Source organism: Niameybacter sp. (assembly GCF_036655075.1).
Classification (GTDB): domain Bacteria; phylum Bacillota; class Clostridia; order Lachnospirales; family Cellulosilyticaceae; genus Holtiella.
This window is the reverse complement of sequence record NZ_JAVVQU010000021.1, coordinates 39,017-50,005: the sequence shown is the minus strand read 5'-3', so window position 1 is coordinate 50,005 and position 10,989 is coordinate 39,017. Positions and strand designations below refer to the sequence as shown.

The following is a 10,989-nucleotide window of genomic DNA, read 5'->3' as shown; positions in this document are numbered from 1 at the left end:
AAGTGACTTTTGAATCGACTGGTTTAATGGTTACTATTTTATTTTCAATGTTCAAGATTTCTCAAAGACAAGTATTATTCTAACATACTTTTTTACTTATGTCAATAACTTTTTAGCTTGTCCATTTTAAAAGAATTAAAATGGCGGAGAAGGAGGGATTCGAACCCTCGCGCCGGTTACCCGACCTATACCCTTAGCAGGGGCACCTCTTCGGCCAACTTGAGTACTTCTCCGAATTATAATAAGTTATTAAGTTTATGTTGATTTCGCTTGTGCTCCCTCAACGCAAGATTTATGATACCAATATTTTTTCTATATGTCAACCCTTTTTCTTATTTTTATCTTCTAAATTTCTTTAACTTATCTAAATCATTGTGTTTTCTAGGTTTCTAGACCATTTATTCTTCTTTTTTACTTTTTTATTTTAGATGTATATCTATAAAATCTTATATTATCATCTTCATCTTTATTCTATTAATAAGCTATTTAATCTTACTCTCTACTTCCTAATCCCTTTATACGCTAAAACTCTATCTATTGAAAATTACAAAAAAGATAGTACCTATAGGTTTTTCCTTCTAGGTACTATCTTTGTAGTTGGAATATCGGTTCATTGATAAAAAAGTTTGAAAATATTTACCCTTTTACCCTTATAAAAAAGTTGTTATTTGCACCTATTTATATAGATTTCATTTCTAATGGGTTAATCGAGTATTTTCTAAATAAGAAAATCATATTTCCATCTCAATCATATCATTTTAACTGATTATTTACAATATATTTGCGCTCTTATTCTTCATCTTCTTTATCAATTTCCTTTAGAGCTTCTTCTTTAATCTTAGCTAGGCATACTACTTGTACACCTTCATCTAAGTTAATAAGTTTTACTCCTTGTGCGTAACGACCCACAGAAGAGATTTGAGCTACGTTAATACGTATGATAACTCCCAATGAATTAATTAGAAGAAGCTCTTCATCTTCTTTTACAGAGTTAATCGCTACAACACATCCTGTTTTTTCAGTAATATTGTAAACTTTAAGTCCTTTACCTCCACGTTTTTGAGCTCTAAACTCATCTACACGTGTACGTTTGCCTAGTCCATTTTCTGATGCTACAAGAATTTGCTCACCTTCTTTTGGAACTGTTGCCCCTATAACTTCATCATCTTCACCTAGGTTAATTGCTCTAACACCTCTTGCTGTTCTACCCATAGGCCTTACATCTGTTCCTTCGAACATAATACCTTTGCCTTGTTTTGTACATACAAGAATAATATCTTCTGGTGTAGTTTCATAAACTCCCATAAGTTCATCATCTTCTGCTAACGTAAGCGCAATGATTCCACCTTTACGGATATTTTTAAATGCATCTAAAGAGGTTTTCTTAATTTGACCCTTTTTAGTAATCATGGTTAAGAATACTTCTTCTTCTTTTTTCTGTACAGGGAATACCGCACTAATCTTTTCATCTTTATCAAGTTGTAAAAGATTAATAATTGCCATGCCTCTTGCTGTTCTACTTGCTTCTGGTATTCTATAAGCTTTAATCTTATAAGCTTTTCCTTTATTAGTGAAAAACATAATTTCATCTAAATTACTTGTTACAAATAACTGTTCAATGAAATCTGTATCAATTGTATTAACACCAATAATTCCTTTGCCACCACGATTTTGCTGCTTATACGTAGTTAATGGGATACGTTTAATATATCCTAAGTGGGTCATTGTTACAATAACTTGCTCTTCATCAATAAGATCTTCTATATCAAAGTCATCGTCTGAAATTGTAATGTCAGTTTTTCTTCCATCTGCATACTTGTTACGAATTTCTTGGATTTCTTCTTGAATAACTTCATAAAGTCTATTTTCATTACTTAGAATTTCTTTATAGTAGGCTATTTTCCCTAATAAATCTTGGTACTCTTGCTCTAACTTTTCTCTTTCAAGTCCAGTTAATGCACGTAAACGCATATCTACAATAGCTTGAGCTTGTATTTCTGTAAGTTGAATCTCTTCCATGATACGCTCTTTTGCTTCTTGTACTGTTTTTGAAGAACGAATAAGCTGAGTGATAAGGTCAATCTTATCTAAAGCTTTTCTAAGTCCCTCGACGATATGCGCACGGTCTTCTGCTTTTCTAAGATCGTATTGAGTTCTTCTAGTTACAACCTCTTTTTGGTGTTTTAAGTACTCTTCTAATATTTGTTTTAAGTTAAGTACTCTGGGCTGTTCATTTACAAGGGCTAACATATTAATGCTAAACGTTTCTTGTAATTGAGTATATTTATATAGTTGATTTAATATTACACTTGAATTAACATCTCTTCTAAGTTCAACGACTATTCTCATACCATCTCTATCTGACTCATCTCGAAGGTCTGTAATGCCATCTATCTTTTTAATCTTAACTAATTCTGCAATCTTTTCAATTAGCCTTGATTTATTAACCATGTATGGGATTTCTGTTACGACAATGCGTGATTTACCAGCTTGCATTTCTTCAATTTCCGCTGTAGCTTTTACCTTAACTTTTCCTTTACCTGTACGATAAGCTTGGTCAATACCATAGCGACCTTGAATTGTAGCACCTGTCGGAAAGTCTGGACCTTTAATTATCTCCATAAGCTCTTCAACTTCTGTCTCACGTACTTCCTCTTCATCATTAATGCCCATATAGTTATTAATCATCTTTAATACTCCATCAATAACTTCACCTAAGTTATGTGGTGGTATATTCGTTGCCATACCTACAGCAATACCTGAAGATCCATTTACTAGTAGGTTAGGAAAACGTGATGGAAGTACTACTGGTTCTTTTAAAGATTCATCAAAGTTAGGTCTAAAGTCAACTGTCTCTTTTTCAATATCTGCAAGCATAGACATAGTAATCTTACTCATTCTAGCTTCTGTATAACGCATAGCTGCTGCACTATCGCCATCGATATTACCAAAGTTACCATGTCCATCTACTAGCGGATAACGAATAGAGAAATCTTGAGCCATTCTAACCATAGCATCATATATAGAGGAGTCACCATGTGGGTGATATTTACCCATGGTATCCCCAACAATACGTGCTGACTTTCTGTATTGTTTATCTGGTCCTAAGTTTAATTCGTCCATGGCATATAGAATTCTTCTATGCACAGGTTTTAATCCATCTCTAACATCTGGTAGTGCACGAGATACAATAACACTCATTGCATAGTCTATATAAGACTTTTTCATCTCTTGTTCAATATCTATTGATATAATCTTGTCGTACCCTTCATTAAATTCGTCCATTTTATTCCTCCTCTCCTACTATATATCTAAGTTTGTAACTTTAGGTGCATATTCATGAATAAACTCACGTCTCGGTTCAACCTTGTCTCCCATTAGTGCTGTAAAGATTTCATCTGCTGCTGCTGCATCATCAACATCTACCCTCACTAAAGTTCTTGTTTCAGGATTCATAGTTGTTTCCCAAAGTTGGTTTGGATTCATTTCACCAAGACCTTTATAACGTTGCATTCTTGAAATACCTGTTCTACCTATTTCTTCTAATATTTTTTCTAACTCTCTATCATCATAAGCATAATGCTTTTTCTTATTCTTCTCCACCAAGTAAAGCGGTGGTTGTGCAATATATATAAATCCATTATCAATAAGTGGTCTATAGTATCTATAGAAGAATGTTAATAGAAGTGTACGAATATGTGCACCATCTACGTCGGCATCAGTCATAATAATAATTTTATGATATCTTAATTTACTTACATCAAAGTCTTCACTAATCCCTGCACCAAATGCAGTAATCATGTTACGAATTTCTTCGCTTTCAAGCATCCTATCAATTCTAGCCTTCTCAACATTTAAAATTTTACCTCTAAGTGGTAAAATTGCTTGAGTTTGACGGGATCTTGCACTTTTAGCTGATCCACCCGCAGAATCCCCTTCGACTAAATAAATTTCACATTTGCTTGCATCTTTTTCAGAGCAATCTGCTAGCTTACCAGGTAATGCTGTACTTTCTAATACACTTTTACGACGAGTAAGTTCCCTTGCCTTTCTAGCTGCATCACGTGCACGTGCTGCCATTGTTGCCTTTTGAATAATCATTTTTGCAACATTTGGATTTTGTTCTAGGAAGTAAGTAAGTCGTTCTGTAAATACACTTTCTACTGCGCCACGTGCTTCACTATTCCCTAATTTTGTTTTAGTTTGTCCTTCAAATTGAGGTTCACCTATTTTAACACTAATAATAGCAGTTAGACCTTCTCGAATATCTTCACCACTTAAATTAGTATCTGCTTGTTTTAAAAAACCCATTTTTCTGCCATAGTCGTTTAATGTTTTTGTAATAGCAGCTCTAAATCCAGATAAGTGTGTACCACCTTCTGATGTATTAATGTTATTTACAAAACTAAATACATTTTCTACGTAGCTATCATTGTGTTGGAATGCAACCTCTACATTGATACCATCTTTTTCACCTTCACCATAAAAAATCTCTTCATAGATTGGTGTTTTATGTTTATTAAGATGACTTACAAACTCTTTAATTCCACCTTCATAATGGAATACTTTATGTTTGTTCTCTTCTCTTAAATCTATTAATTCTATTTTTAATCCCTTAGTTAAAAAGGCTGTCTCTTGTAAACGTTGTTTGAGTATATTAAACTCATAAATAATTTCTTCAAAAATTTGATAATCTGGTTTAAAGTGGACAAATGTCCCTGTATTATCTGTATCTCCAACAACTGTAAGAGGAGTTACAACATGACCACGTTCAAATTTTTCCTCATGAATCTGACCATCTGTATATACTTTTACTACAAGCCATTCCGATAATGCATTAACAACCGAAGCACCTACACCATGTAGACCTCCGGAAACTTTATATCCTCCTCCACCAAACTTGCCTCCTGCATGAAGTATAGTAAATACAACCTCAACCGCTGGAATTCCCTTTTGAGCGTGAATACCAACTGGAATGCCTCGTCCATTATCTAGAACAGAAATTGAGTTATCTGGATGAATTGAAACTACAATAGTATCACACTCTCCAGCTAATGCTTCGTCAACGGCATTATCTACTATTTCATAAACTAGGTGGTGAAGACCTTTTGAAGAAGTACTACCAATATACATACCTGGTCTTTTTCGTACCGCTTGCAGCCCCTCTAATATTTGTATTTGATTTTCATTATACGTTGCTGCCATAATAAGATCTCACTCCTTTAAATTCTCGAATATGCATAATATACCAAACTTTATTATACCTCAAATCCTTTCCAAAGGCAAACCTTGTCAAGATATGATGCCTTTTATGACATTATATAGTTTACCAATTTTTTGGTTATTCCATACACTTTGTTCTACGCCTGTGCATGTAATTAAGGTTTGAATGTTTTCAGTATAGGAAAATAGATATCTTTGTCTATTATCATCCAACTCAGATAAGACATCATCTAGCAACAATATAGGCGCTTCGCCTAGATGTTCTTGCATCAAATAAAGCTCTGCTAATTTCATAGATAGAACAACCGTTCGCTGTTGTCCTTGTGAACCATATACTTTTACATCCATTCCATTAATCAAGAACTTTAAATCATCCCGATGAGGGCCAACTGTACTACTTTGTGTCATAATATCTTTCGACCTATATCTTCTTACTTTGTCTTCTAGCTGTTCACTTGTTACATTCGGCTCATAAACAACTTGAAGTTCTTCTTTCCCACCTGATATATCTGCATGTATTCTATTCGCTACTGTATTAATTTCTTCGATAAACTCACTTCTACGCTTAACAACTTCCTTTGCATACTCAACATACTGCATATCCCAAACATCTAACATTTCAGCATTAGGATTATGATTGTATTGTTTCAACGCATTATTTCTTTGCTTAAGCACTTTATAATACTGTTTCAGAGCATAGTAATACATTTTATTGAATTGACATAACTCAATATCAATAAACCTTCTACGTTCTTTCGGACTTTTTTTAATCAACTGTAAGTCTTCTGGTGAAAACATTACCACGGTAAGTGTTCCAAAGAGTTCTCCTAACTTTGCTACTGGCATTTTGTTGATTGCAACAGCCTTTCCTTTTTGAGTAATATGAAAATCAATCTTATCCTCAAAAGTTCTTTTTTGTACATCCAAAGTAATATGTGCAGCTTGTTCATTCCACATAATCACTTCTTTTTCTTGAGATGTCCTATGTGATCTAGCTGTAGCACATAAGTAAATAGCCTCTAATATATTAGTTTTACCTTGTGCGTTATCCCCTTTGAAAATGTTAATACCTTTATCAAGTTTCAATTGCACTTCGTTATAATTTCTAAAATTACTTAAAGTGATTTCTTGAATATACATGAGACCTCCTTTATGTGACGTCTATCTTCTAGATAATTTCATATTCATTCCCATCAAATTCAACTTTATCGCCTACTCTAATTTTTTTACCTCTTTGTGTACAAATCTCGTCATTTACAAGTACTAATCCCTGAGCAACTAACATTTTAGCTTCTCCTCCACTTTGTACCATTTCACCATACTTCATAAGTTGGTCTAGTTTAATAAATTCTGTTGAAATTTTAATTTGTTTCATTAATTTTTCTCCTTTGATTTTAATTATTTTGTATATAGGAATAAAATCGCTCTATGCTTCCAACCAAGAAACAAAGAGCGATTATCGTTATGTCTTATTTACGCGTTTGAAGGTAAACGAATTGGTAAAATAAGATATTTATAATGATCACCCTCTATTGGATGAATAATACAAGGGGTAAGTGAAGAAATAAATGTAATATTTACTTCATCATCATCAATAGATTTTAAAGCATCGATAAGATATTTAGGATTAAATGCAATACTTAAGTTATTACCTTCAAGTTCAATTGCAACTTCCTCAAGTGCAGTTCCAAGTTCTGCTCTTGAGGTAATAATCATATTATCTCCATCAATTTCTATTTTTATTGGATTTTTCTTCCCTTCACGTGAAATCAAAGCAGCCCGTTCAATACTCATTAAAAATTCTTTGCGATCTACTTTAACCTTTGTTTCATAATCTGAAGAAAATACTTGTTCGTACTTTAAGAATTCACCTTCAAGTAAATTAGAAACAACTTTACTTTCACCTAAGTCAAATAAAATATGTTTATCTTCGAAGTAAATATCCATCTGATCATGCTCATCACCAGAAAGGATCTTACTAATCTCATTTAGTGTACGCCCAGGAACGACAACTTCATACTCTTGATTCTCATTTGATAAAGGTATTTTTCTATACGAGATACGATAACCATCTACTGTAACCATATGAAAACTGCTATCCTTGATCTGAAGCATCTCACCAGTAAGAATAGGTCTTGATTCTTCTTGGGCTACAGAAAAAATCGTTTGTCTGATCATATCTTTAAATGATACTTGAGAGATTGTATATTTATTCATTTGCTCCACTTGAGGCAAATCAGGAAATTCATTACCCAATTGTCCAGCAATTGAAAATTTTGATTTCTCACATGTAATATTAGTCATGTGATTTGCCGTAGTTGAAATATCTACCGTTTGATTAGGCATTTTTCTGATAATTTCAGAGAAGATTTTTGATTCTAGAGCAATTGAACCTTCTTCTAAAACTTCAGATTCAATAGTACTTTCAATACCAAGTTCTAAGTTATATCCAACTAAAGTAACTTGATTGTTATGAGCTTTAAGTAAGATACATTCAAGTATGGGCATTGTTGTTTTAGTTGAACATGCTTTAAGTACAGTGTTAATGCTATTTAATAGTAAATCTTGTTTGCAGCGAATGCGCATGTGGATAATCTCCTTTCGAAAATCTTTTATAATTATTAAAGTAATTTAGCAATGATAGTAATAGGGGCTGTTGATAATGTGTATAACCATCAAAAACCTATATTTTGTGGATAATTGTCCATGTATATAGGTCTGTGGATTATAGGTGTGTATTAATGCGAGTTATCAACAGTATCAACAAACAAAAAAAAAATTAATAACTATCCACAACTCATCCAGATAAAATTAACATAGAGATGTGAATAATTATTTTCCAGTTATTTTATTTTCAAGTTCAGTCACAATTTGTGAAAGTTCAATATCCTTTGTAAGATCTTTAGATATTTTTTCATATCCATGGATAATTGTAGTATGGTCACGTCCACCAAACTTTTCACCAATCTTAGGTAGAGAAAGATCTGTAAGCTTTCGACATAAATACATTGCAATTTGACGAGGATAAGCAATATTTCGTGTTCTTTTAGCAGATTTAAGCTCTTCTACCTTGAGATGGAAGTAGTCACCTACAACTTCTTGGATGTAGTCTGCAGTAATAATCTTAGGTTTGTCCTTAGAGATAAGATCTTTAAGAGCTTCATTGGCGAGTTCTACAGTAATAGGTCTATTAGCAAGAGAAGAAAAAGCCAAAATACGGTTTAATGCGCCTTCTAGCTCACGAATATTTGAAATAACTGTTTTGGCAATGAAAAGTAAGACATCTTCAGGCACAGAAAGACTTTCAAGTTCGGCTTTTTTTCTAAGAATAGCAATACGTGTCTCTAAGTCTGGGCTTTGAATATCTGCAATAAGTCCCCACTCAAAACGAGAGCGAAGACGTTCTTCTAAAGTTTCAATCTCTTTAGGAGGGCGATCACTAGAGATGATAATTTGCTTGTTAGCTTCATGTAGAGTATTGAATGTATGGAAGAACTCTTCTTGAGTACGTTCTTTACCTGCAATGAATTGAATATCATCGATAAGTAAAACATCTATATTTCGGTATTTATTACGAAAAGCCTCATTTTTGTCATCTCGAATAGAGTTAATAAGCTCGTTAGTGAATTTTTCTGAAGAGGCATAAAGGACTTTAGCACTTGGATTTTGATCCAAGATATAGTGGGCAATAGAATGCATAAGATGAGTTTTGCCTAGGCCAACACCACCATACAGGAACAAGGGGTTGTACGCTCTGGCTGGCGCTTCAGCAACAGCTAGTGCAGCTGCATGGGCCATTCGATTACTATTACCTACTACAAAAGAGTTAAATACGTATCTAGGGTTTAAGTTACTTCTTATATTTAAAGGATCTTCAATAGCAGATGCTTTTTTTGCAGAAGGTTTTTTAGATACGTATTGGCCATCTTCAGATACAACAACAAAGTCAAAGTTGTATTCTTTACTGAGAACCTGAAGCACACTATTCTTAATAAGCTCGAGATAACGAGTACTGAGAATTTCTTTATTAAAGTCATTTTTAACGCTAATTACCATTGTATTATCAAATATATCTATAAGCTTTGTCTCTTTAAACCAAGTATTAAAGCTAACAGATGAAGTTTCGGGCTCAATAATACAGAGGATAGCATTCCATTGGTCATCATAATGGTGCATCATATAAAACTCCTCCTACAAATACACAATTTATTCACAAGTTATTCTAGTATTGTCAACATGTGATTAATTTAATCATTTCTTATAAACAATCTGGGACTAATTTAAGTAAGTAAAGAAAAAAATATAAAAACTTCTTGTTTTAATCAAGTTATCCACTTAAAAATAAGTATAAATTTGTTAAAAAATAAGAGAAAAACAGATAAGATATGAGTTATGCACAAGCTTATCAACAGAATGTGAATAACTTTGTGGTTTCAACAACTTATACACAACTAAAATAATAATAGCAAAATAACTGTTGAAAAGCAACAGGTTTAGAAAAATATCCACAGGGCAGTGAATAAACTTTTAGTGGATATTAAGAGAGAGAGTATGACAAAAAGGTACAAAAGCCGACGTAAAGTCAAAGAGTAAGGCGTAAAAATTCCCAATAATAGAGGGTTGACGAGATTTTATAAATCTTCTATACTATGAATAGTGCTTATTTGTCTACTAACTCTATATAGAGTTGTGTGTGCGAATTTTTTATTTTATATTATTTAGTGTTTAGTTATGTGCATATTATGTGGCTACTTTATTATTAATATAAGGAGGTGCTTCATAATGAAAATGACATACCAACCAAAGAAACGTCAAAGATCTAAAGAACACGGTTTTCGTAAAAGAATGAGAACTAAAAACGGTAGAGCGGTAGTTGCTAGAAGAAGAGCAAAAGGTAGAAAAAATTTAACAGCATAAGAATTAAGGCCGCCAATGGTGGCCTTCTTTTGCTTATCTCAAGAAATTTAGGAGTATAAATGATGAAATATACGATATCTCTTAAGAAAACACCTGAGTTTAGAAGTGTTTATAGAAGAGGAAAATCTATTGCAAATAGATTTCTTGTTCTATATAAGTATAAGAATGGCAAAGAAATTAATCGATTAGGTATATCAGTAAGCAAAAAAGTAGGAAATAGTGTTGTAAGAAGTAGAGTAACACGGCTGATAAGAGAAAGTTATAGATTATCAGAAGAAATTATAGACCAACCAGGTTGGGATTTTGTGATTATTGCACGTACAGCAGCAAAGGAAGCTACTTATAAGGATATTGCTGATGCACTTGACCAATTAATTAGACAACAAAAAGTTTTTAAGGAAAATTCATAATACTTCTACGAAAATATGATAATATAATGATGAGTTATATGACATATAGAGTGAAGGTAAGGTTTGATACTTTCTATTATAAGAACTGCCAGCTAAATATACATTTCTGTGACTGAGGTGTATATTTTTATTTTATGTGTAATACTTTATAAAAGGTAGTTTTTGGAGAGATAAAGAGGTATAATAATGAAGAATATATTACAAAGGATAGCATTAAGGGTTATTCGGGGTTATCAAAAGTATATTTCACCACTCTTTGGCGCCAAATGTAGGTTTATACCAACCTGCTCAGCTTATACGTATGAAGCGATTTCGGTGCATGGTTTTTTCAAAGGAAGCTATTTAGGGCTTATAAGGATATTGAAGTGTAATCCACTGCATAAACCTATGTATGATCCAGTGCCGCCTAAAGAGAAAAAATGTCAGTAAGTCAATAAAA

General features: G+C 32.9%; 9 protein-coding genes and 1 tRNA gene. 3 read left to right on the top strand and 7 right to left on the bottom strand.

All coding sequences use genetic code 11. The features are described 5' to 3' along the window. Window positions 1–141: 141 nt before the first annotated feature. The 7 genes from RRY75_RS07600 to dnaA all read right to left on the bottom strand — a co-directional run bounded on the left by RRY75_RS07600 (window position 142) and on the right by dnaA (window position 9,402). Window positions 142–233 (bottom strand) — tRNA-Ser (locus RRY75_RS07600). Between the two features lie 556 nt (window positions 234–789). Continuing rightward, complete coding sequence (gene gyrA, locus RRY75_RS07595) at window positions 790–3,285, bottom strand: DNA gyrase subunit A (RefSeq protein WP_332716234.1); 2,496 nt, start codon at window positions 3,283–3,285, stop codon at window positions 790–792. An 18-nt stretch (window positions 3,286–3,303) separates the two neighbouring features. Further along, window positions 3,304–5,205 (bottom strand): DNA topoisomerase (ATP-hydrolyzing) subunit B, encoded by a 1,902-nt coding sequence (gene gyrB, locus RRY75_RS07590; protein ID WP_332716231.1) that lies wholly within the window; start codon window positions 5,203–5,205, stop codon window positions 3,304–3,306. Between the two features lie 87 nt (window positions 5,206–5,292). Further along, window positions 5,293–6,363 carry a DNA replication/repair protein RecF gene (gene recF, locus RRY75_RS07585; RefSeq protein WP_332716228.1) on the bottom strand — a complete coding sequence of 357 codons (1,071 nt, stop codon included), beginning with the start codon at window positions 6,361–6,363 and terminating at the stop codon, window positions 5,293–5,295. A gap of 28 nt (window positions 6,364–6,391) precedes the next feature. Beyond that, window positions 6,392–6,598, bottom strand: a complete 207-nt coding sequence (locus tag RRY75_RS07580) for an RNA-binding S4 domain-containing protein (RefSeq protein WP_332528408.1) — start codon at window positions 6,596–6,598, stop codon at window positions 6,392–6,394. A 98-nt stretch (window positions 6,599–6,696) separates the two neighbouring features. Further along, window positions 6,697–7,809, bottom strand: a complete 1,113-nt coding sequence (gene dnaN, locus RRY75_RS07575; protein ID WP_332528409.1) for a DNA polymerase III subunit beta — start codon at window positions 7,807–7,809, stop codon at window positions 6,697–6,699. Window positions 7,810–8,055: 246 nt separating this feature from the next. Next, complete coding sequence (gene dnaA, locus RRY75_RS07570) at window positions 8,056–9,402, bottom strand: chromosomal replication initiator protein DnaA (protein WP_332528410.1); 1,347 nt, start codon at window positions 9,400–9,402, stop codon at window positions 8,056–8,058. A gap of 603 nt (window positions 9,403–10,005) precedes the next feature. Between dnaA and rpmH the strand changes: the two genes are divergently transcribed. The 3 genes from rpmH to yidD all read left to right on the top strand — a co-directional run bounded on the left by rpmH (window position 10,006) and on the right by yidD (window position 10,979). Beyond that, window positions 10,006–10,140 carry a 50S ribosomal protein L34 gene (gene rpmH, locus RRY75_RS07565; RefSeq protein WP_332528411.1) on the top strand — a complete coding sequence of 45 codons (135 nt, stop codon included), beginning with the start codon at window positions 10,006–10,008 and terminating at the stop codon, window positions 10,138–10,140. A gap of 62 nt (window positions 10,141–10,202) precedes the next feature. Beyond that, window positions 10,203–10,550 carry a ribonuclease P protein component gene (gene rnpA / locus RRY75_RS07560; protein ID WP_332528412.1) on the top strand — a complete coding sequence of 116 codons (348 nt, stop codon included), beginning with the start codon at window positions 10,203–10,205 and terminating at the stop codon, window positions 10,548–10,550. A gap of 186 nt (window positions 10,551–10,736) precedes the next feature. Then, on the top strand, window positions 10,737–10,979 hold the full coding sequence (gene yidD, locus RRY75_RS07555) for a membrane protein insertion efficiency factor YidD (protein WP_442935437.1): 243 nt from the start codon (window positions 10,737–10,739) through the stop codon (window positions 10,977–10,979). Window positions 10,980–10,989 lie beyond the last annotated feature (10 nt).

What these genes read in the sequence shown, in the direction of transcription:
- dnaN (WP_332528409.1), bottom strand. Translation starts at nt 7,809, where the DNA reads ATGCGCATTCGCTGCAAACAAGATTTACTATTAAATAGCATTAACACT.
- RRY75_RS07580 (WP_332528408.1), bottom strand. Translation starts at nt 6,598, where the DNA reads ATGAAACAAATTAAAATTTCAACAGAATTTATTAAACTAGACCAACTT.
- gyrA (WP_332716234.1), bottom strand. Translation starts at nt 3,285, where the DNA reads ATGGACGAATTTAATGAAGGGTACGACAAGATTATATCAATAGATATT.
- rpmH (WP_332528411.1), top strand. Translation starts at nt 10,006, where the DNA reads ATGAAAATGACATACCAACCAAAGAAACGTCAAAGATCTAAAGAACAC.
- rnpA (WP_332528412.1), top strand. Translation starts at nt 10,203, where the DNA reads ATGAAATATACGATATCTCTTAAGAAAACACCTGAGTTTAGAAGTGTT.
- recF (WP_332716228.1), bottom strand. Translation starts at nt 6,363, where the DNA reads ATGTATATTCAAGAAATCACTTTAAGTAATTTTAGAAATTATAACGAA.
- yidD (WP_442935437.1), top strand. Translation starts at nt 10,737, where the DNA reads ATGAAGAATATATTACAAAGGATAGCATTAAGGGTTATTCGGGGTTAT.
- gyrB (WP_332716231.1), bottom strand. Translation starts at nt 5,205, where the DNA reads ATGGCAGCAACGTATAATGAAAATCAAATACAAATATTAGAGGGGCTG.
- dnaA (WP_332528410.1), bottom strand. Translation starts at nt 9,402, where the DNA reads ATGATGCACCATTATGATGACCAATGGAATGCTATCCTCTGTATTATT.